This window comes from Herbidospora solisilvae (assembly GCF_009901565.1).
GTDB classification, from domain to species: domain Bacteria; phylum Actinomycetota; class Actinomycetes; order Streptosporangiales; family Streptosporangiaceae; genus Herbidospora; species Herbidospora solisilvae.
On record NZ_WXEW01000013.1, the window covers coordinates 73436 to 97289 of the forward strand.

Sequence of the window (23854 nt, forward strand, 5' to 3'; positions counted from 1 at the left end):
GAGAGGAGGTGATCAATATGCAGGCGTACACGGTCGAACAGGTCGCCAAGATCCTCAACATCGGACGCGACAAGGTCTACGCGCTTCTCCGTACGAAGCAGCTCAACAGCATCAAGATCGGCAAGCTCCGCCGCATCACCGACCAGCACCTTTCCGACTTCATCTCCTCACTCGAAGAGTGAAGCGGTATAGAGCAGTATGCAGCGCCATACCGCTGTGCTACGTTGCGCTACAGACCCCCTGACGCGCCGACCGGAGACCGGCCGGAAAGTCCCGAGGTCAGAGGCCATAGATAGCTCCGTCGGCACGCACCCCATCGCAACCACGAGAGGAGGCATCTCATGTCGAGCGACCGCACCACGTTGCCGGCCGTGCGGGTCGGGACCGCGTTCAAAGCGCGCCTCACCCGCTACGCCGAATCGCAGGAACGCGACGTGTCGTGGGTGATCCGGAAGGCGATCGAGGAGTACCTCACGAGCCACGAGGAGGCATCACATGTCCAAGATCATGATCGGTAAGTACGAGGGCACCATCTATCCCGAGGGGAACGGCTTCACCGGAGCCGTCTCCCTCGGGTTCGGCGCGGACGGCCGTCGCCAGCGACTCAAGCGCAAAGGCAAGACGAAGACCGATGTGAAGGACAAGCTCATTGAGGCCGTCAAGGACCTGGAGCTTGGCATCAAGAGCCCCGAGCGCTACACGGTGGGCGAGGCCGTCACCGACTGGTTGACCAGCGGACTCAAGGACCAGAGCGAGAGAACCGTCGACACCCTCCGCCGCCTCGCCGAAAAGCACGTCATCCCGAAGATCGGCAAGGCCAAACTCAAGACGCTCCGCGCCGATGACGTCGACAAGTGGTTAGAAGGGCTCAAGGCCGTCTTGTCGACGAGCACGATTCACCGCGTGCACTCCATCCTGAAGCGCGCCATCCGGCACGCTGAGGCCAGAGACATGGTCGGCAGGAACGTCGCCGAACTGGTCACCGCACCGAAGGGAAAGACGGGCCGTCCGAGCAAGGCGCTCACGTTTGCTCAGGCGACGGCCGTCCTCGAAGCGGCGGAATCGTCGGGCTTGCACGCTTACATCGTGCTCAGCCTCATGACGGGCGTCCGCACCGAAGAGGCCCGCGCGCTGCAATGGGATCACGTCGTCGCGTGGGTGCCGGGGGAGGGCTGGCAGCCCGTTACCAAGGTCGGGTTCGACCACCAGCGGTTCGCCATTTACGTGTGGCGGGCCGATCGCGTCGGGGGAGACACCAAGACCCCCACCTCACGCCGCACGCTCGAAGTCCCCGCTCAGGTTGGGGCCGCGTTGCGACGGCACCACGCACGACAGGCCAAACAGAAGCTCCGCGCGGGCAAGGCGTGGCAGGAACACGGCGTGGTGTTCTCCACCCGCACCGGAACCCCGAAGGACGCCGCCAACGTCCGCAAGTCGTTCCAGCGCATCACCGCGAGCGCCGGCCTCGACGGTACGTGGACCCCACGCGAACTCCGCCACTCTTTCGTCTCGATCATGAGCGCTTATGGCGTCCGTATCGAGACGATCGCCGATCTTGTCGGCCACGCCGGCACCCGTGTCACAGAGTCCGTCTACCGACTCCAGCTCAGCCCGGAGATCACCCAAGGCGCGGAAGCGATGAACGAGATCTTCGGTAGTCGGGAGAAGTCCGCCTGAGTTGGCTCCCGGATTGGCTCCCCGCGACCTTCTAAGATCAAAAAAGGGCCCCGGATAATCTCCGGAACCCTTAGTGACCTGCGGCTATCTGGTGGACGATACAGGGATTGAACCTGTGACCTCTTCCGTGTCAGGGAAGCGCTCTCCCGCTGAGCTAATCGTCCAAGCAAACTTCCGAGCGGAAGACGGGATTCGAACCCGCGACCCTCACCTTGGCAAGGTGATGCTCTACCCCTGAGCCACTTCCGCGTGGTCGCCTCGGATTTACCTCCGCGACACCTGTCTTACTCTAGCGGACTTCACGAGACTCCGTGACGACCTCGAGGTGGAGACGGGATTTGAACCCGTGTACGCGGCTTTGCAGGCCGCTGCCTCGCCTCTCGGCCACTCCACCGAGCGGAAGACGGGATTCGAACCCGCGACCCTCACCTTGGCAAGGTGATGCTCTACCCCTGAGCCACTTCCGCGTGATCCGCCGTTCCCTTCCGGGTCGGCCTCACGAAGAAGACTTTAGCGTGTTTCCCGGGTGCTCGTGCGCACCAAGCGCGTGCCGCGCGCCCGCGAGGATCGCTCCGTACTGGATGGCGACCAGGTGGGCGATCGGAATCGTCTGGTCGGACATCTCGTTTTCGGCGTCCACGCACCACTTTTCGTACGTCTGCGACAGGGCCCGGCAGCCGCGCCGGATGGCGGGAGTGCCGTTGCCGATGGCCATCTCGCCTTCCAGGGCGCGCAGCAGCATGCCGCCGAAGCGGAGGCGGTAGCTGTGCACGAGGTCGCGGCAGGAGGAGACCTCGGCGGCGGTTGCGGGGCGGGCGGCGCCGGGGGCGGTCGAGCGGTTCTCGTCGGTGGCGGCGATGCTGGCGAGCATCGGGATGAAGAAGCGGGAGGCGCGGAGGAAGGGGGAGGAGCTGACCAGGTCGGCGGTGACGCCGGTGAGGGTCTCCTCCAGGATCGTGGCGGTCTCGCGCAGGTGGGCGGCCTGGGTGCGGATCAGTTCCCCGTACGCGATCTCCGTCTCCGAGGTGTCGCCGGCGGCGGGGTCGACCCAGTAGGGGAGTTCGGCGGTGAGGCAGAGGGTGCCCCAGCGGGCGGCGTAGGTGTCGGAGGCGGTGCCGGTGATGACCTCCGTCGGGTCCTGGCCGAGGGCCTCGACGTAGTCGTAGGTCTCCTCCATGCGGGGGGTGAGGAAGATCGCGGGGGCCAACTGGCCGATGGCCGGGTGTTCGGGTTCGCCGACGTGCAGGGGGAGGCCGAACAGGCCGGGGAGTTCGGTCAGGACCGTCTGGAGTTCGGGTTCGGGGCGGGACAGGTAGTAGAAGACGCCCCCGAGTTCGCCGTTGTGGAGGGTGGTCAGGAAGGCGGGGCGGGTGCGGTCGATCAGCCGCATCAGGGCCAGGGTCTCCGGCAGGACCCGGTCGAAGTAGGAGCGTTTGTAGGTGAACGGGAAGGTCCATTCGACCTGTTCGTCCCCGGCGGGGCGGTAGAAGTGCCGGCCGTAGTGGGCCTTGGTGTACGGCCCGGCGAACCAGCCCTCGTTGAGGCGGGTGCCGTCGGGGTCGAGGCAGCCGACGATGTGCCAGCGGGCGCCGTTGCGGAGCATCGTGTCCGCGCAGAGCCGGGAGGCGAGGTGCATCACCGTCAGGCCGCCGATGGGCTCGTTGGGATGGGGGCCGGCGGCCACGACGACGTCGCGGTCGCCCTCGCCGATGGTGAGGCACAGCAGGGGGTCGCCCAGGCGTGAGGTGCCGATCCGCTCGATCGTGGCCAGGTCGCGGTGGGCGGCGGCCAGGCCGGTCAGGTACTCGTTGACCTCGTCGACGGTGGCGAACCGGTCGTACTCGGGGACGGTGCCGAGTTCACGCGTCAGGTCTGGAGCAAGCATCCCTTAAGTTTGCACACGGACCATACCCCCTATAAAGACACAAAGTCTGACAAATAAGGTTCAGGGCATGTCTCTCCTGTTCAGGAACGCCCGAGCCGGGATCGGCGGGCCGCTCACCGCCTTCGCGATCTCGGCCGGGCAGGTCGTCGCCCCCGGCGACGTCACCCCCGACGAGATCGTCGACCTCCAGGGCGCGACCGTGCTGCCCGGTCTCGTGGACGCCCACGTGCACTCCGTGCAGTGGGCGCAGAACCGCCGCCGTGCCGACCTGTCCGCGGCCACCTCCGCCGCGCACGCCGTCTCCCTGATCCTGGAGGCGGTACGACCGGGGGAGCCCACCATGGGCTTCGGCTTCCGGGACGCCTTCTGGGCCGACGAGATGCACAAGGACCTGCTGCCGGTCGAGCATCCCTTCGTCCTGGTCAGCAACGACCTCCACACGGCCTGGTTCAGCCAGGCCGCGCTCTCGCTGATCGGCCGGGGCGACCACCCCACCGGGGTGCTCCTGGAGGGCGACTGCTTCCGCGGGCTGGCCGCGCTGCCGCCGCCGCCCGCCGAGGTGGTCGACGCATGGGTGGCCGAGGCGATGACGGCCGCGGCGGCGCGGGGGGTCACGGGGGTCATCGACTTCGAGTACGCCGACAACGTGAGCGACTGGCAGCGCCGCCGGACCGACGTGCGGGTCGCCTGTTCGATCCCGCGGGACCGGCTCGACACCGCGATCGCCAACGGGCTGCGTACCGGAATGGAGATCGGCGAGTTCCTCCGGGTGGGGCCGGTGAAGATGTTCGTGGACGGGTCCCTGAACACCCGGACCGCCTACTGCGCCGACCCCTATCCCGGCACCGCCTCGCGCGGCCTGCTGGAGCTGCCGCCCGACGAACTGCTCGGCACCATGAAGGCGGCCAGCGAGAACGGGATCCATCCCGCCGTGCACGCCATCGGCGACGACGCGGTCACCATCGCCCTCGACGCCTTCCACACCCTCGGCTGCCCGGGGCGGATCGAGCACGCGCAGCTCGTCTCCCGCGCCGACTTCCCGCGGTTCGCCCTGGAGGACCTCGTCGCGGGCGTGCAGCCCGCCCACCAGCCCGACGACCGCGAGGTCGCCGACCTCCAGTGGCCGGGACGGACCGACCGGGCCTACGCCTTCGCCGACCTGCTGGCCGCCGGGGCGACCATCGAGATCGGCTCCGACGCCCCGGTGTCGCCGCTGGACCCGTGGGACGGCATCGCCTCGGCCGTGACCCGGACCGACGACGACCGGCCGGCCTGGCATCCCGAGCAGGCGATCCCGCTCGCCACCGCGCTGGCCGCCGCCGCCCAGGGCCGGACCGGCGTCCACGCCGGCGACCCGGCCGACCTCGTCATCGTGGGCGACCTGTGCGATCTGCGGAACCCGGAGATCCTCGGGACGATGCTCGCCGGGCGGTGGACGTACAAAAACGGGGTTTGATGCCCGATATCGGGCAGGATTCTTGGTATTCCCGGTTCCTCCTCCGTAAGGTCCATCTCTGTGCCGTACGACGACCTCATCGCCCACCTCATGCGGACGACCTCGCTCGGCCCGGGTGAGGCGGCGCGGGTGGTCGCCGACGTGCTCAGCTATTTCGGCGAGACGGCCGAGGCCTTCGTCAGGCGTAGGCATGCCGAAATGCGGGCACGCGGGCTCGGCAACGACGAGATCTTCCGCCGGGTGGCCGCAGAGCTGCCCGCGCGCCGGGTCGCGGCACCGGAGCTGTCACAGCGCCAGCTCCGCCGGATCATCTACGGAGGGTGAACTCTATGTGCGGAATCGTGGCCTACGTCGGGCCCAAGGACGCCGCGCCCATCTTGCTGGAGGGGCTCCAGAGGCTCGAATACCGCGGCTACGACTCCGCGGGCGTCGCCGTCGTCGCGTCGAGGGCGCTGAAGACCCGCAAGGTCAAGGGCCGCGTGGCCGACCTGGCGGCGGCGGTGCCGGCCCGCTTCAAGGGCGCGACCGGCATCGGGCACACCCGCTGGGCCACCCACGGCGTGCCGAGCGACGTGAACGCCCACCCCCACCTGTCGAGCGACGAGCGCATCGCGGTCGTCCACAACGGGATCATCGAGAACGCCGACGCGCTGCGGCAGCGGCTGGAGGGCGAGGGCGTCAAGTTCCTCAGCGAGACCGACTCCGAGGTGCTCTCCCACCTGATCGCCCGCGCCGTCGAGGAGACCGACACCCTTGAGGACGCGGTGCGCCGGGCGCTGAAGAGCGTCGTCGGCACCTACGGCATCGCCGTGGTCGACGCGCAGCGCCCCGGCGAGGTCGTGGTGGCCCGGCTGGGCAGCCCGATCGTGCTGGGCATCGGCGAGAAGGAGATGTTCGCCGCCTCCGACGTCGCCGCGCTGGTCCGCTACACGCGCCAGGTCGTCCACCTGGAGGACGGCGAGCTGGCCGTGCTGAAGGCCGACGGCTTCCACACCTTCGGCGGCGACGCCCGCGAGACCGCCAAGCAGCCGCTGACGGTCGACTGGGACACCGGCCACTACGACACCGGCGGCTACGAGCACTACCTGCTCAAGGAGATCTCCGAGCAGCCCGACACGATCGCCCGCACCCTGCGCGGCCGGCTCGACGACCGGTTCCACGTCGCCCACCTGGGCGGCCTGAACATGGACGCCCGCGAGACCCGCTCGTTCCGCCGGGTCAAGATCATCGGCTGCGGTTCGGCCTACTACTCGGGCCAGATCGGCGCCCAGCTCATCGAGGAGCTCGCCCGCATCCCCGCCGACGCCGAACCGGCCTCCGAGTTCCGCTACCGCAGCCCCGTCGTCGAGGCCGACACCCTGTACGTCGCCATCAGCCAGTCGGGCGAGACCTACGACACCCTGGCGGCCGTCCAGGAGCTCAAGCGCAAGGGCGGCCGCGTCCTCGGCATCGTGAACACGGTCGGCTCGGCCATCGCCCGCGAGTGCGACGGCGGCGTCTACCTGCACGCCGGCCCCGAGGTCTCGGTCGCCTCGACCAAGGCCTTCACCTCCACGGCGGCGGCCTTCGCCCTGCTGGCCCTGCACCTGGGCCGGGTGCGGGACCTGTCGCCCGCCGACGGCCGCCGCATCTGCGAGGGCCTGCGTGCCCTGCCCGAGCAGATCAAGGAGATCCTCACCCAGGAGGAGCACATCCGCGAGCTGGCCCACAAGTACGCGACGTCGGCCGGGATGATGTTCATCGGCCGGGTCCGCGGCTACCCGGTCGCCCGTGAGGGCGCGCAGAAGCTCAAAGAGGTCTCCTACGTCCACGCCGAGGCCTACCCGGCCAGCGAGCTCAAGCACGGCCCGCTGGCCCTCATCGGCCCCGAGATGCCGACCGTGGCGATCGTGCCCGACGACGAGATGCTCGACAAGAACCTCACCACCCTGGGCGAGATCCGCGCCCGCAGCGGCCGCATCCTGATGGTCGGCCACCGCGAGACCGACCAGGCCGACGACTGCGTCATCGTGCCGAAGAACCAGAACGAGCTCGACCCGATCCTGCTGTCGATCCCGCTCCAGCTCTTCGCCTACCACGCGGCGGTGGCCCTGGGCCGCGACGTCGACCGCCCCCGCAACCTGGCCAAGAGCGTCACCGTCGAGTGACCGCGGTGGCCGCGTTCTCCGGCTCCGGCGTCGCCTGCCGGGGCCGGAGGACGGTCACGATCAGCAGCGACAGCAGGGAGAAGCCCGCCGCCGTCAGGAACGTCGCCGTCAGGCCCGCCGACGCGTGGACGGTCACCAGCACCGCCAGCCCCAGCGACCCGCCCGTCTGCTGCATCGCCTGGAGCAGCCCGGAGGCCGCGCCCGCGTCGTCGCCCCGGACGCCGTTGATGATGCGCATGCTCATCACGACCAGGGCCGCCGCCGCGCCCACGCCCATGATCACCAGCGGCACGAAGACGCCCGGGAAGTAGGAGGTCGTCGCGTCGATGCGCGACAACCACACCAGGCCGACCGGGATCAGCAGCATGCCCACGAGGGCGGCGGTGTGCGGCCGGACCACCCGCAGGATCCGGCCCGCCAGCTGCGACAGCGCCAGGATGGTCAGCGCCAGCGGGAGGAAGGCCAGGCCCGCCTGCATGGGGGAGTAGCCGAGTTCGAGCTGGACGAACTGGGTGAGGAAGAAGAACGTCCCCATCATCGCGGCCGGGAGCAGCAGCATCGCCGCGTAGCCGGCCACCCGGGAGCGCTCGGCGAACAGGCCCAGGGGCATGACCGGTTGCGCGGCTCGCCGCTCGACCTGGACGAACAGCGTCAGCAGCAACACGCCGCCGAGCAGGGACGCCAGCGCCCACCCGTCGTCCCAGCCCCGTTCGGAGGCGCGGACCAGCCCGTACACGAGGCCGGAGGAGCCCGTCGTGGCGGTCACGGCTCCGGCGAGGTCGAAGCGGCCGGGGACCCGGTCGGTCTCGCGGACGAAGACCGGGGTCAGCGCCAGGATGGCCAGGCCGATCGGGACGTTCACGAACATGACCCACCGCCACGACACCAGGTCGGTCAGTACCCCGCCCGCGAGCAGCCCGATCGCGGCCCCCGCCGCGCCGACCGAGGTGAACACGGCGATGGCCCGGTCGCGCAGCGGGCCCTGCGGGAAGTTGCCGGTGATCAGGGCCAGGCCGGCCGGTCCGGCCAGGGCGCCCCCGACGCCCTGGAGCACCCGGGAGGCGATCATGGCCTCGGGGCCGGGGGCGAAACCGCCGAGGAGCGAGGCCAGGGTGAAGATCAGCACCCCGGCCGTCAGGGCGCGGCGGCGGCCCAGGATGTCGCCGGCCCGGCCGCCGAGCAGCAGCAGGCCGCCGAAGGCCAGCATGTAGGCGTTCATCACCCACGACAGGCCTCCGGGGCTGAAACCGAGTTCCTCCTGGATACCGGGGAGGGCGACGGTCACGATCGTGCCGTCGAGGATCAGCATGAGCTGGGCGAGGGCGATGACGAGCAGCGTGACGCGCTGGCGAGGGTTCATGGGGAGGCCCTTCAGGCGATAAAATAATCGGAGGCCGACTCCGGTAAATATACGGAGGCTGCCTCCGCTTACGCAAGGGAGTTGTCGTGAGGGCCGACGCGCGCCGCAACTACGAGCGCCTGCTGACCGAGGCCGGGGCGGCCTTCGGCGAGAAGGGCACCGAGGCGTCGCTCGAAGACATCGCCAAGGCCGCCGGCGTCGGCGTCGGCACGCTCTACCGCCACTTCCCGACCCGGCAGGACCTGATCCTGGCCGTGCTCCGCGACCGCTTCGAGGCGATGGCGGCCACCGCGCGCGACCTGACCTGCGACGACCCCGGCCGTGCGCTGCGCGAGTGGCTGCTGGCCCAGCTCCACCACATCACCGCCACCCGGGGGCTCACCGCCGAGCTCGCCGTGGCGGTCAACAACCCCGAGTCGCCCCTGCACGGACAGTGCGAGGCCCTCTTCTCGGTCTCCCACGACCTGCTCGGGAGGGCGAAGGAGACCGGCGCGGTGCGGCCCGACCTCACCCAGGCCGACCTGGCGACGATCGTCCACGGCATCGCGTGGGCGTGCGAGAGCGACCCGGTCCGGCAGGAGCGCCTGCTCGACCTGTTCCTCGAAGGCGTGCTGGTGTAAGTTTCAGGCGTTTTCGCAGGTAACCGCGTTACGTTGCGAACTTTCGTAGGAGGCTTCCCCGGCCCGTCCTAGCGTCCGTGACATGAGACGCATCGCCCTCGTGGCGGCGCTGCTCGGCGGGTTCGTGCTCTTCGGCGTCACCCCCGCGCAGGCCGCACCCGTGATCTGTGAGAAGTACGGTTCCACGACCGTCCAGTCGGGCCGCTACGTTGTGATCAACAACGTGTGGGGCGCCAGCACCTCCCAGTGCATCGACGTCAACCAGGCCGGTGGCTTCACCATCCAGTCGGCCAACCACAACAACGCCACCAACGGCGCCCCGGCCTCCTACCCGGCGATCTACGCCGGGTGCCACTACGCCAACTGCTCGACCGGCAGCAACCTGCCCATGCAGGCCAGCTCGGGCAACTTCGGCAACGTCCGGACCAGCGTCAGCATGAGCTACCCGTCGACCGGGACGTGGGACGCCGCCTACGACATCTGGTTCGACCCGACCCCGCGCACCGACGGCCAGAACACCGGCGCGGAGATCATGATCTGGCTCAACCACCGGGGCTCCGTCCAGCCGGTCGGCAGCCAGGTCGGCACCGTGAACCTGGCCGGGGGGACCTGGCAGGTCTGGTTCGGCAACATCGGCTGGAACGTCATCTCGTACGTCCGGACCTCCGCCGCCTCCTCGATCGACTTCGCCGTGAACACCTTCTACAGCGACGCGGTCAACCGTGGCTACGCGCAGCGCTCCTGGTATCTGACCAGCGTGCAGGCCGGGTTCGAGCCGTGGGTGGGCGGCGCCGGGCTGACGCTGAACAACTTCACGTACACCACCAGCGGCGGCCAGAACCCCACCGACACCACCGCGCCGAGCGCGCCCTCGAACCTGACGGCGAGCGGCACGAACCTGTCGTGGAACGCCTCGTCCGACAACGTGGGCGTCGCGGGCTACCGGATCTTCCGCCGGCAGGGCACCAGCGGGTCGTTCAGCCAGGTCGCGACCTCGACCTCGACCTCCTACGCCGCGACGGGCCTGGCCGCCTCGACCACCTACCAGTTCTACGTGACCGCCTACGACGCGGCCGGGAACGTGTCGGGCCAGTCGAACACGGTCTCGCTGACCACGCAGGGCGGTGGCACGGGCGGCAGTTGCACCGTCAGGTTCGACCAGTGGGGTGGCGGCTACGTCGCCCAGTTCACGCTGAACGGCCCGGCGTCGAACTGGTCGCTGCCGTTCACGCTGCCCTCGGGTCACCAGATCACGTCGAGCTGGAGTTCGCAGGTCTCGGTCAGCGGGTCGAACGTGACGATCACCGGCATGGGCTACAACGCCAGCCTGAGCTCGGGCCAGAGCACCAACTTCGGCTTCCAGGCCGCTCGGCCGGGCAGCAGCGGGGTACCGTCCATCCCCGGATGCACGCAGGTTTGACCTGGAGTGCACTCCAGGGTTCATGGTTCAGGTCATGACCTCTCTCGTGCTCGGGGCCATGAACTTCGGCACCCTGACCGACGAACGCACGTCGTTCGCGCTGCTCGACCGCTTCGTCGACGCCGGTGGCACGGTGATCGACACCGCGAACTGCTACGCCTTCTGGAACGACCCGGGCGGCCGGGGCGGCCAGAGCGAGCGGCTCCTGGGCCGCTGGCTGGCCGCCCGTCCGGGCCTGCGTGACCGGCTGACCCTGGCCACCAAGGCCGGGGCCGAGCCGGTCGGCCCGGGGGAGTGGCCCGCCAGCCGCGAGGGCCTGTCGGCCCCGGCCCTCAAGGAGGCGCTCACGCTGAGCCTCGGCCGCCTCGGGATCGACCACGTGGACCTGTTCTGGACCCACATGGAAGACCGGTCGGTCCCCCTTGAGGAGACGGCCGGGGCGCTCGCGGGCCTGGTCGCCGACGGTCTCACCGGCCGTGTCGGCGTCTCCAACCACCCCACGTGGCGGGTCGAGCGCGCCCGCGCCCTGGGCGCCCCCTATTCGGCGCTGCAGTTGCGCTACTCGTACCTGACCCCCCGGCCCTGGACCCGGGTCGAGGGCGTCAACCACCGCTTCGCGTGGGTGACCGACGAGACCCTCGACTACGTGGCCTCGGAAGGCCTCGACCTGTGGGCGTACACGCCGCTCATCTCGGGTTCCTATGTACGTCCGGAGCGCCCCTTCCCCGAGGCCTACGACCACCCGGACACCACGCGGAGGCTCGCCGCGCTCGCCCAGGTGGCCGAGGGTCTCGGGGCGACCCGGAACCAGGTGGTGCTGGCCTGGCTGCTCGCCAAGGGGGTCAGCCCCATCATCGGGCCCTCCACGGTCGCCCAGCTCGACGAGCTGCTCGACCCGCCGCGGCTCGGGGCGGCGGAGCTGGCCGCGCTGGACGTCTAGCCCGGGTCGCGGCGCGTGACGAACCACCACGCGCCCGCGACGAGCACGCCCGCGAGCCCGGCCGTGATCGCGGCCTCCGCCGCGCCCAGCGCGGCGGACGACCAGCCGAGCTCGCGGGCGGCCCGGTTGCGCAGCCCCTCGGCCATCAGCTGGCAGGCGGCGACGCCGAAGAACGCCGACCCCATCGCGACGGTGGTCCGCCGGGTGACGGCGCTCCAGAAGGCGCCGAGGGCCAGCGCGAAGAGCGCCCAGGTGAAGGGCAGCACGCCGGTCAGCTCCGGCGGAAGGTCGCTCAGCGACCACCAGATCAGCGCGGTGACCAGCCCCGTTGTGGTGAGGGCGAGGACGGCCGCGGTGCCGATCTGGGGGGCCAGCCAGCGGCTGCGGCTGATCGACTGGGTCCAGGCGAACTGGTGGGTGCCGCGTTCGTACTCGCGCGAGAGCAACGGCGCTCCCAGGAACACCCCCATGACCAGGGGAAGGTAGGGGAACAGGCCGGCCGAGATGCCCCTGATGCCCGGATAGAGCCGTTCGGCGGCGACGAACCCGGCCCACAACACGACCACCAGGGCCATGCTGACCATGCGGACGCGGTGCAGCCTGATCGCGAGCCAGGTCACAGCGCCACCGGCCGGGGAGCCAGGACGGCCTCGGGGGCACGCAGGTAGCCGAGCACCATGTCCTCCAGGGAGAGTTCGCGGGTGGTCCAGCGGGGGTCGTGGACGGGCCCCCGCACCCTGGCCAGCAGGGTCGTCTGCCGTTCGGTGTCGCTTCTGCCGATGACGTCGTAGGAGCCGGCGGGGGTCGTACCGGACGGGCCCACCAGCAACCGGTGCGCGGACACCAGCTCCTCGATGTCGCCCGCGACCTGCACCCGTCCCCGGGAGACCAGGATCAGATGGTCGCAGACCTCGGCGAGCTCGGCGACGACGTGGGAGGAGAGCAGCACGGTGAGCCCCCGCTCGGCGACGGCGGACATGAGACCCTCCATGACCTCGTGGCGGGCGAGCGGATCGAGGTTGGCGAGCGGCTCGTCGAGGACGACGAGGTCGGCCCGTTTGGCGACGGCCAGCGTGATCGCGACCTGGGCCCGCTGGCCCCCGGACAACTGGCGGATGCGCTTGCGCCGCGGGACGCCCAGGTCGTCGAGCCGCCTCCGCGCGCCCTGGACGTCGAAGCGGGGGTTCAGCCCGGCCCCGGCCCTGATCGTCTCGGCGACGGTGAGCTCGGGGTAGAGCGGCTTGTCCTGCGCGACGAAGGCCACCCGGGGCAGGTTCGCGCCCCGCGGCGGCTGCCCGAAGACCCGCACCTCGCCCTCGTCCGCCCTGCGCAGCCCGACGGCCAGCCGCATCAGCGACGACTTGCCGGCTCCGTTCGGCCCGACGAGCGCGGCCACCCGTCCCTGCGGCACACTGGCGAAACAGCCCCTTAGGGCCCAGGTCCGGCCGTACCGCAGACCGGCCCCGGTCACCTCCAGAGCGGGCACCCCGCTCATGCCGTCGCCTCCCCGGCCAGCCCGCCGGCCAGGGCCGACTCGACCAGGGCCCGGATGTCGTCGGGCCCGAGGCCCGCCGCCCGCGCCTCGCGCACCCACGCCGCCAGCCGCTGCTCCAGCACGGGGTCACGCGGCCGGGCCAGCGACCGCCGCACGAACGTCCCGAGGCCCGGACGGGGTTCGACCAGCCCCCGGGACTCCAGCTCGCGGTAGGCCCGCAGCACCGTGTTGGGGTTGATCGCCAGCCGGCCCACCACCTCGGCCGCCGTCGGCAGCCGGTCGCCGGGGGTCAGCCGGCCGAGCCGCATGGCCTGTTCGACCTGCTGCACGATCTGCATGTACGTCGCCACGCCCGACCTCTTGTCGAGAGAGAACTCGATCAACGTCGCTCCCATGATTCCACTAATGCATTAGTTAATTGATGGAGAGCCCCGCCGTCAACCCGGACCCCGGTGACATAACTCCATGTAACTAGTCATATGCTCAACGTGTACGACCGAGGGGAGGGCGGAGTGCGGCGTCGGGAGTTCCTCCTGTGGGGAGCCGGGCTCGCCGCATTGGCCGCCGGCTGCGGGGCTGACCCACGTCCACTGGGCGTGCCGCTCTCCCTGGTCGTGCCGGCCGTCGTGGGCGGCCACGACGACCTCTTCGCCCAGGAGCTGCGGAGGGTCGTCACCCGGCGCGGACTGGCCCGCGCCGCCGTCGTCACCACCTGCGACGGCGACAGGACGTCGATCAAGGACTTCGCCCAGGGGGCGAGCCGCGGCCGGCTGCTGGTCGCCGGGCCGGCGCTGGTCAACACGGCGGGCACCGCCCCGCTCGCCCGGATGGCCGGGGAGTGGTCGGTGGTCCTCGCCCCGATGGGCTCCCGCCTGCGCGACTTCGACGGGCTGGCCGCCGCCCTGCGCAAGCACCCCGGCTCGGTGCTGATGGGCGGCGGGGCCCACGGAGGGGCCGACCACGTCCTGTGCGGCCTGCTCGCCAAGGGCCTGGGGGCCGACGCGCGCCTGGTCGACTACGCCGCCTTCCCGGAGAAGGACGGCCTCCTCGGCGCGCTCCTCGACGGCCGCGTCGCCGCCGGGGTCGGCGGGGTCGCCCGGTTCGCGCCGCAGATCCGCGCGGGCCGCGTCCGGGCCCTCGCCGTCTCGTCGCCCGAGCGCCTGCCGGAGGTCGACGCGCCGACCCTCATGGAGTCGGGGGTACGCCTCGTCCACGCCGACTGGCGCGGCCTGCTGGCCTCCGAGTCCCTTCGGGAGGACGACCGCGACCACCTGCTCGACGTCTGCCGGGGCGTCGGCGCCTCGGCCGAGTGGTCGGCCACCTGCCGCCGCCACGGCTGGGCGCAGCTCTACCTCGACGGCCCCGACTTCGACGACTGGCTCCGCGTCGAGTCGACGCGCGCCCGCGACGTCCTCACTGACCTGGGCCTCAAGCAATAATCTGACAAAAAGCCCTAAATGTGGTGGTCTCAGTCCGTGACGGAAGCATGGAACTGGATCTCCCTCGCCATCGCCGTGCTCGCCGCCCTCATCGCGGTCGAGCTGGTCCGCCGCATCCTGCGCTCACGGCTCGTCGGGGAACGCTGGGCCCTGGCCGGGCCGCTGGTCCGGCGCTGCACCTGGCCCGGGTTCGTGACCGCCGCGCTCGCCACCGCCGCCGCCGTCTACGACCGGGGCCTGATCCCGCCCGAGGCCGAAGGCTGGGTCGGCCACCTGACCACCATCGCGCTGATCTTCTGCGCCACCTGGCTCGTCATCCAGACCGCCTACGCGGTGACCGACGTCGTGCTCGAACGGCTGGTGCGCGTCGAGGGAGACGCCAACCGGCGGGCGCGTCGGATCAGGACCCAGATCGAGCTGGTGCGGCGGGTCTGCGCCGCCGTCGTGATCGTGCTCGCCCTGGGCGCCATGTTGTTCACCTTCCCGCAGGTCAGAGCGCTGGGAGCGGGGCTGCTCGCGTCGGCGGGCATCGCCGGGGTGCTGGTCGGGATCGCGGCCCAGTCGACCCTGGGGAACCTGCTGGCCGGGCTCCAGCTCGCCTTCTCCGACGCCATAAGGCTCGACGACGTCGTGGTGGTGCAGGGCGAGTGGGGGCGGGTCGAGGAGCTCACCCTCACCTACGTGTCGCTGCGGCTCTGGGACGAGCGGCGGCTGATCCTGCCCGTCTCCCACTTCGCCAACAACCCGTTCGAGAACTGGACCCGGCACGAGAGCCGGATCCTCGGCACCGTCTTCCTCCGCGTCGACTGGACGGTGCCGATCCCCGAGCTGCGCGCCGAGCTGCACCGGGCGATCAAGGACAACCCGCTCTGGGACCAGAAGGACTGGACCCTCCAGGTCACCGACATCACCCCGGGCGGCCTGGTCGAGGTGCGCGCCCTCATGTCGGCCGCCGACTCGGCCAGCGCCTGGGACCTGCGGTGCGACGTGCGGGAACACCTGGTCACCTGGATCAGGGAGAACTACCCGGAGAGCCTGCCGCGGCTGCGGGTCACAGAGGCCTGATCGTCGAGCCGATCTGCTCGAACAGGGTCTCCTTGCCGGGCAGGTCGGTCGTCAGGGTCACCACGCAGGTCGTGCCCTTGCCCGAATGGGCGTAGTACTGGGTGCCCTGGACCGGCCCGGCCGGCATCTTCAGGGTGTAGCGGATGCGCACCCCCTGGGCGGGCCCGATCTTGACCACGCCCGCGTCGGAGACCGTGGCGCCGACGGTCGCGAGCTGCTGCTCGGCCTGCTGCTGGAGGGCCTCGTTGGAGCCGCCCACACTGGGCTGGCAGAAGCCGTTGAGGTTGGTGACGAAGCCCTGCTTCGACTCCTTCTGGCTGGCGGGGTCGAGGGCGTACACCGCCTTGGCGCTCTGCAGGGCCTTCAGGCCCTGCCTGGCCTGGTCGAGGGCCGCGCCGGTGAGGCCGGTGGCCGCGAGCTGCTCCTCGAAGCCCGACTTCGACAGGTCGACGACCTTCCAGGCGGTCGGCACGCCGATCGAGACGCCGGTGGCCACCCCGCCGACACGGTGGAAACCCTCGGGCACCTCGGTGCCGGGGATGGGCTTGGGCACCGGCTTGGTGCAGGCCGCGAGTAAGAGCAGGGCCGAGAGCGCGATGAGGGCTGAACGCACGCCCCCGAGCGTAACGCCCGGCGGCCGAACTCCCAGGTCACATGTCCGGAAATAGGCATAAACCGGATGTGAAGTGGTAGGGATCCCTAGAGGTGGGGAGATGGCTGCAAATCCTCTGGTCCGGTTCCGGCGCTGGCTGGGATTCGACCGGAACCCGTTGCGCCGCCCGTGCGACCGCGTCGAGGCGGCGGTCCGCCGGCTGGTCGTCCTCGTCACGCTCGCCGCCGTGGTGTGCGGGCTGATGCTGGGCATGAAGGCCTACGGCGAGGGGGTGCGCGCAGAGCAAGAACAGGCACGTGCCCGGCACGCCACCGAGGCGACGCTGCTCGACGACGCGCGCGTGCACGCGACCGTGAACGGCCCGGCCACCGCGACCGTCATGGCCGCCTGGAAGGGCTCCGACGGCAGAGATCACCAAGGGCTGGTCCAGGCCCCGGTGTTGTCGGTGAAGGGCCAGAAGATCACGATCTACACCGACGCCAAGGGCGAGCCCGTGCAGCGCCCACGCGACCGGGAGACCACCGTCGTCGCCGCGCTGACCGTGGGCACCGGGGTGCCGCTGGCCATGATCGTGGCGAGCTGCGCCCTGCTGGGCGTGACCCGGATGCTGGTGTGGCGCCGCGTCCGCCGGGAGTGGGCCGACGCCTGGACGGTCGTCGAGCCGACCTGGCGCATCAACGGGCGCTAGGAGGCCGCCCCTCCGGTCGCGACCTTGGCGATGTGCTCGGAGACGGCGGCCTTGAACGCCGCCGCCACGGTGACCCCGATCGGGTCCCGCGCCGCGATCTCGGCGGCCCGCTTGCGGCCGGTGCCGGGGAACGCCCTCTGGATCACCTTGCCGGCGTGGCCCAGTGAGATGAGCGCCACCGTGCGCGCGTCGGGCTCCGCGCCGCCCAGCACGTCACGCACCCGTTCGCGGACCGACGTCCGCAGGGCGGCATCCGCCTCGGGGAACACCTCGTACCTGATCAGCTTGAGCAGGCGGCGTCTCTCATGGGTGATCGCACCCCGCTCGGCGAGTCTGCGCAGCAGCCGCGCCCGCCGGTCGGGCGTGTACATCGCGGTCCAGAAGTCGCCGAACCCCGGCGCCTCCTCGAAGGCCGCCAGCCGTCCGAGCGTCCGGTCGAGCTCGTCCTCCTCCACCGGCGTGGGGTCGGTCACCTCCAGGCGGCCGTCCCGGAACACCAGTCGCCCCCGGACGGCCAGCTCGGCGAGCACGGCCGCGCTGAGCAGGTAGTCCAGGCTCTCCAGCTCGACGAGAGGCGAGCCGTTGGACTTGTAGGCGAGCAGGAGGAGCTCTTCCGCTAACAGCAGGTCCATGGCTCAAGTCTGACGTCCGGCCGGCCGCGCGTGGCGGGGTTCAGGCGCTCCTCGACCCGCCTTCACGGGCCGTTGAGGCCGGAGAGGTGACCGGGTTGTCTTCGTGGGCCTGCGGATCCAGGTGCGGGCCGGCTGACGGTGGCCATCGACCGACGTGTGGGCGGACGTCGTCGGGGCCGGCCCGCCACGGGCAGTACGGGTCCATATCCCGGTCCGCGATCTTGCGGATGGACGGAACGGATTATCCTTCAGGGCGATTTCCGGCTGAGGCCACCCGGCGGGCACCGGCCGTCAACAGAATGCCCGTCTCGGTTTCGGAAGAACGTCACCGGAAGAGTGCGGCGGCATTTCATTCCGGCTGGCTGCCGCCCAGGTCAGTGACCTGTCCTCATGGCGGGAGAGCGGTCTGGGTGATGAATAGACGGTCTTTGTCGGCAATGGGCGGATTTTGTCGGTCATATCAAAAGTCATATCGAAATTGTCAATATTTCGATTTGCCGGATGATTTGTTAACGTCCCTTCGTGATCATCTCCACGTCCGAGGGAATTCGATGATGTCCGTGCCGCCCCTGCTGCGCAGGAGGGCCCTGTCCCTGATGACCGCCGTCGTGACGGCGGCCGGGCCGGCCGCCGTCCCGTCCACCGCCTCGGCCGACGTGCCGACGCTCGTCGTCGTGCAGGATCTCCTGCAGCGGACCACCATCCCCGTCACCTCCGCGCACGACAAGCAGTCCCCCGCGTCGTGGCTCGACGAGACCCTCCTGTCGGGCACCAAGGACGGTGTGACGGCCCGGAGCTATCTCCGGTTCGACATGTCCTATCTGCCGCAGGGCGTCATCCGGTCGGCCACCCTGCGGCTCACCGGGCTGGACGCGCCGGCCTGCGGCCCCGAGGTCGGGGAGGGCGTCCAGGTGCGCCGCGTCACCGAACCCTGGTCCGACGACTTCCTCCATTGGGGCAACAAGCCCGCCTCGACCGGCGAAGGCGCCCAGATCGCCACCAAGGGGGTCACCCAGCAGTGCGCGGTCCACCCCGACAAGGTGGAGTGGCCGGTCACGGACATCGTCAACGCCTGGGCCGCCGGAGCGGAGAACCACGGCCTGGTGCTCCAGTCCCCGGACGAAAGCACCGATGACGGTCTCTGGACCTTCTCCTCGTGGATCAACCCGCTCGACGTCGTGCCCGTGCTCACGGTCACCATGGACGTGCCCTCCGCTCCGTACACCCGAGCGTCGTCCATCGCGACTCATGAGGACGGCCCCGACACCTGGGTGGCGGGGCTGACGCCCCGCATCCAGTCGCAGGTGGCCGACCCCGCCGGCGGCAGCCTGACCGCCGAGTTCGAGGTCGAGCACGATCCCGCCGCCCCAGGTCAGGGCGGCGGGCAGATCTGGACCGCCACCTCCGCCCCGGTGTCCAGCTTCGGCAGGCCGTCGGTGGTGGTGCCCTCAGGGCTGCTGGAGGACGGCTGGCGTATCCGCTGGCGGGTCCGCGCCCACAACCTGACGGCGGGCACGGTCTCCGCCTGGTCGGCGTGGAACCCCGGCACCGTGGCCGCCGACGTCGCCCAGATCACCGCCCGCCAGGTCGTCCCGTCGTACGAGAGCGAGTACTCGACGGTGAGCATGGGCCTGACCCCCGAACTGCGGGCCACGGTGACGCACCCGCTCCTCGACTCCACGCGGGTGGTGTTCCAGATGGCCTACGACCCGGACGCGCCACTACAGGGAACCGGCCTGATCTGGGAGAAGACCGTCCTGGACGTTCCCTCGGGCGGCCAGGCGGTGGTGACCGTGCCCGACGGCCTCGTGGAGGGCGGCCTGCAGGTCCGCTGGCGGGTGGGCGCCTACGGCGGGCCGTTCCAGTCGGGCTGGTCGGAATGGCAGAAGCTCACCCTCGACATGTAGACGGCCCGGAGCCCCGGCGTCGCCCAAGGCCGGGCGACGCCGGGGAACGGCGCGTCAGCGGTCGATGATCTCGTTCTTGCCGATCACCACGACCCCGTCGTTGGTCACCGCGAACCGCTCGCGGTCCTCTTCGAGGTCGAAGCCGATGCGGGCGCCGTCGGGGATGACGACGTTCTTGTCGACGATGGCGCGGCGCACGATCGCGCCCCGGCCCACCTTGACGTTGCCCATCAGCACCGAGTCCTCGACCTGGGCGTGGCTGTGCAGGATCACCCCGGGCGACAGCACCGAGCGCAGCGCCAGACCGCCCGAGATGATCACGCCGGCCGAGACCAGCGAGTCGACCGCGCGGCCGACCCGGTCGCCGTCGTTGTGCACGAACTTGGCCGGGGGCAGCGGGTCGTGGCCGGTGTAGATCGGCCACCGGTCGTTGTAGAGGTTGAAGACCGGGTGGGCCGAGATCAGGTCCATGTGGGCGTCGTAGTAGGCGTCGAGCGTGCCCACGTCGCGCCAGTAGCCCCGGTCGCGCTCGGTCGAGCCGGGCACCTTGTTGTCCTTGAAGTCGTACACCTCGGCGCTGCCGGCCTTGACCATCATCGGGATGATGTTGCCGCCCAGGTCGTGCTTGCTGGCGGGGTCGATGGCGTCCTCGCGCAGGGCCTCGATCATGGCCTGGGTGCGGAAGACGTAGTTGCCCATCGAGGCGTAGATCTCGCCGGGGGAGTCGGGCAGGCCGACGGCGTCCTTCGGCTTCTCGCGGAACGCGGTGATGCGGCGGCCGGTCGGGTCGGTCTCGATCACGCCGAACTGGTCGGACAGCGCCAGCGGCTGGCGGATCGCCGCCACGGTCACGTCGGCGCCCGAGTCGATGTGCTGCTCGACCATCTGGCGCGGGTCCATCCGGTAGATGTGGTCGGCGCCGAAGACGATCACGTGGTCGGGCAGCTCGTCGTAGACCAGGTTCAGGTTCTGGAAGAGGGCGTCGGCCGACCCCGAGAACCAGCGCGGCCCCAGCCGCTGCTGGGCGGGCACCGGCGTCACGTAGTTGCCGAGCATCGCCGACAACCGCCAGGTGCGCGAGATGTGCCGGTCCAGACTGTGGTTCTTGTACTGGGTCAAGACCACGATCTGGAGATAGTGCCCGTTGGCCAGGTTCGACAGGACGAAGTCGATCAGCCGGTAGATGCCGCCGAACGGCACCGCCGGTTTGGCCCGGTCCGCGGTCAGCGGCATCAGCCGCTTCCCCTCACCACCGGCGAGCACAATTGCCATGACCCTCATGACGCAGACCTTAACCCGTCAAAACGGTCGCAAACACTAGGCTGCGCATATGCGTGTCGATCTTTTGAGCCGTGAGTTCCCGCCGGACGTTTACGGGGGCGCGGGCGTGCACATCGAATACCTCTCGCGGGAGCTGCGACGGCTCCTCGACGCGCGGGTCCGCTGCTTCGGCGCGCCCCGCGAGGGCGCCGACGCCTACTCCACCCCACCCGGCCTGACCTCGGCGAACGCCGCGCTCCAGGTGCTCGGGACCGATCTGGAGATGGCGGCGGGCTGCGCCGGGGCCGACCTCGTGCACTCCCACACCTGGTACGCCAACTTTGCGGGCCACGTCGCCAAGATGCTCTACGGCATCCCGCACGTCGCCACCACCCACAGCCTCGAACCGCTCCGCCCCTGGAAGGCCGAGCAGCTCGGGGGCGGCTACGTGTTGTCGTCGTGGGCCGAGCGCACCGCCCTGGCCGCCGCCGACGCGATCATCGCGGTCTCCGGCGGCATGCGCCGCGACGTGCTGACCTGCTACCCGGAGATCGACCCGGACCGGGTCACCGTGATCCACAACGGCATCGACACCGACGAGTACGCCCCCGCCCGGTCGACCGAGGCCCTGACCAGGCACGGCATCGACCCCGGCAAGCCCTACGTCGTCTTCGTCGGCCGGATCACCCGCCAGAAGGGCCTGACCCACCTGCTGCGGGCCGCCCGCGACTTCGACCCGGCCGCCCAGCTCGTGCTCTGCGCCGGGGCGCCCGACACGCCCGAGATCGCCGCCGAGGTCACCGCCCTGGTCGAGGAGCTCCAGGCCACCCGCGAGGGGGTCGTCTGGATCACCGAGATGCGCCCGCGCCCGGAGATCATCGAGATCCTCACCCACGCGACCGTCTTCGTCTGCCCGTCGGTCTACGAGCCCATGGGCATCGTGAACCTGGAGGCGATGGCCTGCGAGACGGCCGTCGTGGCGACCGCGACCGGCGGCATCCCCGAGGTGGTCGCCCACGACGAGACCGGCCTGCTGGTGCCCATCGAGGCGGGCGAGCACGGCGAGCCGCGCGACCCGGAGGTCTTCGCGCACGCCATCGCCGCCGACGTGAACCGGCTGCTCGCCGACCCCGATCTCGCCGCCCGCATGGGCCGCGCGGGCCGGGCCCGCGCGGTGGCGGAGTTCTCCTGGCCGGCCATCGCCGAACGGACCAGGGACCTCTACGAGAGCCTCAGCCGCCGCAGCGGCTGAGCGTTGGCGGCCACCACGACCGTGGAGGCCGACCTCAGGATCGCGCCGACCGACATCGGCAGCACGAACCCCCACGGCGCCGGCACCCCGGCCGCCAGGGGGACCGAAATAAGGTTGTAACCCGCCGCCCACCAGAGGTTCTGCTTCATCTTCCGGTAGGTGGCCCGCGCCAGCTCCATGACCGACGACACGGCCCGGGGGTCGTCTCCGGCGAGGATGACCCCGGCCGACGCGACGGCGACGTCGGTGCCCGCCCCGATGGCGATCCCGACGTCCGCCCGCGCCGGCGCGGGCGCGTCGTTCACCCCGTCGCCGACCATCGCGACGCGCCGTCCTTCGTCCTTCGGTTCCTTTACGGCTCCCGCCTTCTCCTCGGGCCGGACCCCGGCGTGGTAGCGCGCTATCCCCAGCTCCCGGGCGACCGAGGCGGCCACCGTCCCGGCGTCTCCGGTGATCATCACCACCTCGGCGCCCCGCGCCTCGAGGTCCCGGACGGCCTGCGCAGAACCGTGGCGCCCTCCCTTGTCGAAACCCCCGGGGGGTATGCTATCTTTCATACCACTACCCCCTAGGGGTACTATTTAGCAAGGACGAAGGCCCGGGGAGGTCGCGATGCACGGTTACACCGATCGAAAGCAAGACCATCTGAAGCGGCTCCGCCGGATCGAGGGGCAGGTCAGGGGCCTGCAGCGCATGGTCGAAGAAGACAAGTACTGCATCGACGTGCTGACCCAGGTGTCGGCCGCCAACCGTGCGCTGCAGTCGTTCGCCCTCGCGCTCCTCGAAGAGCACCTGGCCCACTGCGTCGCCGAGGCCACCGCCAAGGGCGGCCCCGAGGCCGACGCCAAGATCAAGGAAGCCTCCGACGCGATCGCCCGGCTCGTCCGTTCCTGACGACTCGACCCTGAAAGAGAGACCGCCATGACCGTCACCGCATACACCGTCACCGGCATGACCTGCGGACACTGCGCGAGCTCCGTCTCCGAGGAGGTCGGCGCCATCGCGGGCGTCAACGACGTCAAGGTCGACGTGCCCACCGGCACGGTGACCGTGACCAGCGAGAGCCCGGTCGACGAGAGCGCCGTCAAGGCCGCCGTCGAGGAGGCCGGCTACACCTTGGTGGGCCCGGCGTGAACGCCATGACCAGGCTGGGCGTCTTCGCCGCGGGCCTCGCCGTCGTCTTCGGCGGGGCCTATGCGGTCGGCGTCACCCAGGAGGAGGACCTTCCGCGCCGCTACGCCGACTACACGGCCACCGGCGACCAGGAAGAGCCCGCCCACGGCGGCCACGCCCACGAGGAGACCGGCGAGACCGCCGCGAGCGTGCCGGGCGGCCTGCAGATCTCCCAGGACGGCTACCGCCTCCGTCCGGAGACCACCACGCTCGAACCGGGCGAGCGCCACGACTTCGCCTTCCACGTGGTCGGCCCCGACGGGAAACCGGTCACCGCCTACCAGGTCGCCCACGAGAAGAGGCTCCACCTGATCGTGGCCCCCCGCGACCTGGGCGGCTTCCAGCACCTGCACCCCGAGCTGGCCTCCGACGGCACCTGGACCACCCCGCTCACCCTGCCCGAGCCCGGCACCTACCGCGTGTACGCCGACTTCGCCCCCGAAGGCGGCCCGGCCCTCACCCTCGGCGCCGACCTGACCGCCCCGGGCGACTTCGATCCCGACCCGTTCCCCACGACGAGCCGGACGTCCACGGTCGACGGCTACACCGTCACGCTCCAGGGCGAGATGAACCCGGGCCAGCCCTCGCCGCTCTCCCTCGCGGTCACCAAAGACGGCGAGAAGGTCGACCCGGAGCCCTATCTGGGCGCCCAGGGCCATCTGGTGATGCTGCGCGCGGGTGACTTGGCCTACCTCCACGTCCACCCGATGACCGGGTTGATCTTCATGGCCCAGGCGCCCCGCGAGGGCGGCGCCTACCGGTTGTTCTTCGACTTCAACCACGGCGGCGCCGTCCGCACGGCGTCGTTCACGCTGGAGGGATGAC

At 70.5% G+C, this 23854-nt stretch carries 25 protein-coding genes, 4 tRNA genes and 1 pseudogene; 17 read left to right on the plus strand and 13 right to left on the minus strand.

The features are described 5' to 3' along the window. Positions 1–17: 17 nt before the first annotated feature. The 3 genes from GT755_RS35720 (at position 18) to GT755_RS35730 (ending at position 1677) form a co-directional block, all read left to right on the plus strand. Entirely contained in the window at positions 18–182 is a 165-nt protein-coding gene (locus tag GT755_RS35720; RefSeq protein ID WP_161484121.1) for a helix-turn-helix domain-containing protein, read from the plus strand. Between the two features lie 159 nt (positions 183–341). Next, positions 342–518 carry a ribbon-helix-helix protein, CopG family gene (locus tag GT755_RS35725; protein ID WP_161483992.1) on the plus strand — a complete coding sequence of 59 codons (177 nt, stop codon included), beginning with the start codon at positions 342–344 and terminating at the stop codon, positions 516–518. After that, positions 496–1677 (plus strand): site-specific integrase, encoded by a 1182-nt coding sequence (locus GT755_RS35730; protein ID WP_161483993.1) that lies wholly within the window; start codon positions 496–498, stop codon positions 1675–1677. Before GT755_RS35725 ends, GT755_RS35730 begins: the two co-directional genes overlap by 23 nt. 89 nt (positions 1678–1766) lie before the next feature. Here the strand turns inward: GT755_RS35730 and GT755_RS35735 are convergent. The 5 genes from GT755_RS35735 to GT755_RS35755 form a co-directional block, all read right to left on the minus strand. Then, positions 1767–1841, minus strand: a tRNA-Val gene (locus tag GT755_RS35735). Positions 1842–1854: 13 nt separating this feature from the next. Further along, positions 1855–1926: transfer RNA gene (locus tag GT755_RS35740), tRNA-Gly, on the minus strand. Between the two features lie 74 nt (positions 1927–2000). Then, positions 2001–2071: transfer RNA gene (locus tag GT755_RS35745), tRNA-Cys, on the minus strand. Position 2072: 1 nt separating this feature from the next. Beyond that, positions 2073–2144 (minus strand) — tRNA-Gly (locus GT755_RS35750). A 29-nt stretch (positions 2145–2173) separates the two neighbouring features. Beyond that, a complete protein-coding gene (locus tag GT755_RS35755) occupies positions 2174–3562 on the minus strand; it encodes a M14 family zinc carboxypeptidase (protein WP_161483994.1) in 1389 nt (462 codons plus the stop codon). A gap of 67 nt (positions 3563–3629) precedes the next feature. Here GT755_RS35755 and GT755_RS35760 point away from each other — a divergent pair, with 67 nt between their 5' ends. Genes GT755_RS35760 through glmS form a run of 3 tightly spaced genes read left to right on the plus strand, consistent with a single transcriptional unit; the run spans position 3630 to position 7165 of the window. Then, complete coding sequence (locus GT755_RS35760; RefSeq protein WP_161483995.1) at positions 3630–5018, plus strand: amidohydrolase; 1389 nt, start codon at positions 3630–3632, stop codon at positions 5016–5018. A gap of 60 nt (positions 5019–5078) precedes the next feature. Further along, the gene (locus GT755_RS35765; protein WP_285582401.1) at positions 5079–5342 is read left to right on the plus strand and encodes a hypothetical protein; all 264 of its coding nucleotides are present in this window, start codon (positions 5079–5081) and stop codon (positions 5340–5342) included. Between the two features lie 5 nt (positions 5343–5347). Then, complete coding sequence (gene glmS, locus GT755_RS35770) at positions 5348–7165, plus strand: glutamine--fructose-6-phosphate transaminase (isomerizing) (RefSeq protein ID WP_161483996.1); 1818 nt, start codon at positions 5348–5350, stop codon at positions 7163–7165. On the opposite strand, the gene GT755_RS35775 is transcribed toward glmS, so the two are convergent. After that, entirely contained in the window at positions 7152–8525 is a 1374-nt protein-coding gene (locus tag GT755_RS35775; protein ID WP_161483997.1) for an MFS transporter, read from the minus strand. The two genes, glmS and GT755_RS35775, sit on opposite strands and share 14 nt — an antisense overlap. 86 nt (positions 8526–8611) lie before the next feature. On the opposite strand from GT755_RS35775, the gene GT755_RS35780 reads away from it, so the two are divergent. From GT755_RS35780 to GT755_RS35790, 3 genes are all read left to right on the plus strand, one after another. After that, a complete protein-coding gene (locus GT755_RS35780) occupies positions 8612–9145 on the plus strand; it encodes a TetR/AcrR family transcriptional regulator (protein WP_161483998.1) in 534 nt (177 codons plus the stop codon). An 82-nt stretch (positions 9146–9227) separates the two neighbouring features. Then, positions 9228–10565, plus strand: a complete 1338-nt coding sequence (locus GT755_RS35785) for a GH12 family glycosyl hydrolase domain-containing protein (RefSeq protein WP_161483999.1) — start codon at positions 9228–9230, stop codon at positions 10563–10565. Between the two features lie 34 nt (positions 10566–10599). After that, complete coding sequence (locus GT755_RS35790) at positions 10600–11505, plus strand: aldo/keto reductase (protein WP_235968146.1); 906 nt, start codon at positions 10600–10602, stop codon at positions 11503–11505. Here the strand turns inward: GT755_RS35790 and GT755_RS35795 are convergent. The 3 genes from GT755_RS35795 to GT755_RS35805 are packed head-to-tail and all read right to left on the minus strand — an operon-like array spanning position 11502 to position 13383. Beyond that, entirely contained in the window at positions 11502–12125 is a 624-nt protein-coding gene (locus GT755_RS35795) for an ABC transporter permease (protein ID WP_202610929.1), read from the minus strand. The two genes, GT755_RS35790 and GT755_RS35795, sit on opposite strands and share 4 nt — an antisense overlap. After that, positions 12122–13000 (minus strand): ABC transporter ATP-binding protein, encoded by an 879-nt coding sequence (locus GT755_RS35800; RefSeq protein ID WP_161484001.1) that lies wholly within the window; start codon positions 12998–13000, stop codon positions 12122–12124. The genes GT755_RS35795 and GT755_RS35800 overlap by 4 nt, the downstream gene beginning before the upstream one ends. After that, a complete protein-coding gene (locus GT755_RS35805; RefSeq protein WP_235968148.1) occupies positions 12997–13383 on the minus strand; it encodes a GntR family transcriptional regulator in 387 nt (128 codons plus the stop codon). The genes GT755_RS35800 and GT755_RS35805 overlap by 4 nt, the downstream gene beginning before the upstream one ends. A gap of 129 nt (positions 13384–13512) precedes the next feature. On the opposite strand from GT755_RS35805, the gene GT755_RS40280 reads away from it, so the two are divergent. Together GT755_RS40280 and GT755_RS35815 are read left to right on the plus strand one after the other, a co-directional pair. Beyond that, positions 13513–14439 carry a Bug family tripartite tricarboxylate transporter substrate binding protein gene (locus tag GT755_RS40280; protein ID WP_161484003.1) on the plus strand — a complete coding sequence of 309 codons (927 nt, stop codon included), beginning with the start codon at positions 13513–13515 and terminating at the stop codon, positions 14437–14439. A gap of 36 nt (positions 14440–14475) precedes the next feature. After that, the gene (locus GT755_RS35815) at positions 14476–15504 is read left to right on the plus strand and encodes a mechanosensitive ion channel family protein (protein WP_285582382.1); all 1029 of its coding nucleotides are present in this window, start codon (positions 14476–14478) and stop codon (positions 15502–15504) included. Here GT755_RS35815 and GT755_RS35820 read toward each other — a convergent pair. Then, positions 15491–16117 (minus strand): hypothetical protein, encoded by a 627-nt coding sequence (locus tag GT755_RS35820; protein ID WP_161484005.1) that lies wholly within the window; start codon positions 16115–16117, stop codon positions 15491–15493. The genes GT755_RS35815 and GT755_RS35820 overlap by 14 nt on opposite strands. Positions 16118–16217: 100 nt before the next feature. On the opposite strand from GT755_RS35820, the gene GT755_RS35825 reads away from it, so the two are divergent. Continuing rightward, entirely contained in the window at positions 16218–16805 is a 588-nt protein-coding gene (locus GT755_RS35825) for an Rv1733c family protein (RefSeq protein ID WP_161484006.1), read from the plus strand. Here the strand turns inward: GT755_RS35825 and GT755_RS35830 are convergent. Beyond that, positions 16802–17437 (minus strand): GOLPH3/VPS74 family protein, encoded by a 636-nt coding sequence (locus tag GT755_RS35830; protein WP_161484007.1) that lies wholly within the window; start codon positions 17435–17437, stop codon positions 16802–16804. The two genes, GT755_RS35825 and GT755_RS35830, sit on opposite strands and share 4 nt — an antisense overlap. A 554-nt stretch (positions 17438–17991) precedes the next feature. Between GT755_RS35830 and GT755_RS35835 the strand changes: the two genes are divergently transcribed. Continuing rightward, positions 17992–19344, plus strand: a complete 1353-nt coding sequence (locus tag GT755_RS35835; RefSeq protein WP_161484008.1) for a DNRLRE domain-containing protein — start codon at positions 17992–17994, stop codon at positions 19342–19344. A 54-nt stretch (positions 19345–19398) separates the two neighbouring features. Here GT755_RS35835 and glgC read toward each other — a convergent pair whose 3' ends face one another. Next, on the minus strand, positions 19399–20625 hold the full coding sequence (gene glgC, locus GT755_RS35840) for a glucose-1-phosphate adenylyltransferase (RefSeq protein ID WP_161484009.1): 1227 nt from the start codon (positions 20623–20625) through the stop codon (positions 19399–19401). Positions 20626–20674: 49 nt separating this feature from the next. Between glgC and glgA the strand changes: the two genes are divergently transcribed. Then, a complete protein-coding gene (gene glgA / locus GT755_RS35845) occupies positions 20675–21856 on the plus strand; it encodes a glycogen synthase (RefSeq protein WP_161484010.1) in 1182 nt (393 codons plus the stop codon). Here glgA and GT755_RS35850 read toward each other — a convergent pair. Then, positions 21826–22371 (minus strand): annotated as a pseudogene (locus GT755_RS35850) (HAD-IC family P-type ATPase); the annotation flags it as partial. The gene glgA and the pseudogene GT755_RS35850 sit on opposite strands and share 31 nt — an antisense overlap. A 97-nt stretch (positions 22372–22468) precedes the next feature. Between GT755_RS35850 and GT755_RS35855 the strand changes: the two are divergent. The 3 genes from GT755_RS35855 to GT755_RS35865 are packed head-to-tail and all read left to right on the plus strand — an operon-like array spanning position 22469 to position 23853. After that, positions 22469–22750, plus strand: a complete 282-nt coding sequence (locus GT755_RS35855; protein ID WP_161484011.1) for a metal-sensitive transcriptional regulator — start codon at positions 22469–22471, stop codon at positions 22748–22750. Positions 22751–22777: 27 nt separating this feature from the next. Continuing rightward, the gene (locus GT755_RS35860; RefSeq protein WP_062349663.1) at positions 22778–22990 is read left to right on the plus strand and encodes a heavy-metal-associated domain-containing protein; all 213 of its coding nucleotides are present in this window, start codon (positions 22778–22780) and stop codon (positions 22988–22990) included. Positions 22991–22995: 5 nt separating this feature from the next. Beyond that, positions 22996–23853, plus strand: a complete 858-nt coding sequence (locus GT755_RS35865; protein WP_161484124.1) for a hypothetical protein — start codon at positions 22996–22998, stop codon at positions 23851–23853. Position 23854 lies beyond the last annotated feature (1 nt).

Excerpts from the sequence above, each read along its gene's own strand:
- GT755_RS35720 (WP_161484121.1), top strand. The coding sequence starts at position 18 with ATGCAGGCGTACACGGTCGAACAGGTCGCCAAGATCCTCAACATCGGA.
- GT755_RS35725 (WP_161483992.1), top strand. The coding sequence starts at position 342 with ATGTCGAGCGACCGCACCACGTTGCCGGCCGTGCGGGTCGGGACCGCG.
- GT755_RS35730 (WP_161483993.1), top strand. The coding sequence starts at position 496 with ATGTCCAAGATCATGATCGGTAAGTACGAGGGCACCATCTATCCCGAG.
- GT755_RS35755 (WP_161483994.1), bottom strand. The coding sequence starts at position 3,562 with ATGCTTGCTCCAGACCTGACGCGTGAACTCGGCACCGTCCCCGAGTAC.
- GT755_RS35760 (WP_161483995.1), top strand. The coding sequence starts at position 3,630 with ATGTCTCTCCTGTTCAGGAACGCCCGAGCCGGGATCGGCGGGCCGCTC.
- glmS (WP_161483996.1), top strand. The coding sequence starts at position 5,348 with ATGTGCGGAATCGTGGCCTACGTCGGGCCCAAGGACGCCGCGCCCATC.
- GT755_RS35775 (WP_161483997.1), bottom strand. The coding sequence starts at position 8,525 with ATGAACCCTCGCCAGCGCGTCACGCTGCTCGTCATCGCCCTCGCCCAG.
- GT755_RS35785 (WP_161483999.1), top strand. The coding sequence starts at position 9,228 with ATGAGACGCATCGCCCTCGTGGCGGCGCTGCTCGGCGGGTTCGTGCTC.
- GT755_RS35790 (WP_235968146.1), top strand. The coding sequence starts at position 10,600 with ATGACCTCTCTCGTGCTCGGGGCCATGAACTTCGGCACCCTGACCGAC.
- GT755_RS35800 (WP_161484001.1), bottom strand. The coding sequence starts at position 13,000 with ATGAGCGGGGTGCCCGCTCTGGAGGTGACCGGGGCCGGTCTGCGGTAC.
- GT755_RS35825 (WP_161484006.1), top strand. The coding sequence starts at position 16,218 with ATGGCTGCAAATCCTCTGGTCCGGTTCCGGCGCTGGCTGGGATTCGAC.
- GT755_RS35830 (WP_161484007.1), bottom strand. The coding sequence starts at position 17,437 with ATGGACCTGCTGTTAGCGGAAGAGCTCCTCCTGCTCGCCTACAAGTCC.
- GT755_RS35835 (WP_161484008.1), top strand. The coding sequence starts at position 17,992 with ATGTCCGTGCCGCCCCTGCTGCGCAGGAGGGCCCTGTCCCTGATGACC.
- glgC (WP_161484009.1), bottom strand. The coding sequence starts at position 20,625 with ATGAGGGTCATGGCAATTGTGCTCGCCGGTGGTGAGGGGAAGCGGCTG.
- glgA (WP_161484010.1), top strand. The coding sequence starts at position 20,675 with ATGCGTGTCGATCTTTTGAGCCGTGAGTTCCCGCCGGACGTTTACGGG.
- GT755_RS35855 (WP_161484011.1), top strand. The coding sequence starts at position 22,469 with ATGCACGGTTACACCGATCGAAAGCAAGACCATCTGAAGCGGCTCCGC.
- GT755_RS35860 (WP_062349663.1), top strand. The coding sequence starts at position 22,778 with ATGACCGTCACCGCATACACCGTCACCGGCATGACCTGCGGACACTGC.
- GT755_RS35865 (WP_161484124.1), top strand. The coding sequence starts at position 22,996 with ATGACCAGGCTGGGCGTCTTCGCCGCGGGCCTCGCCGTCGTCTTCGGC.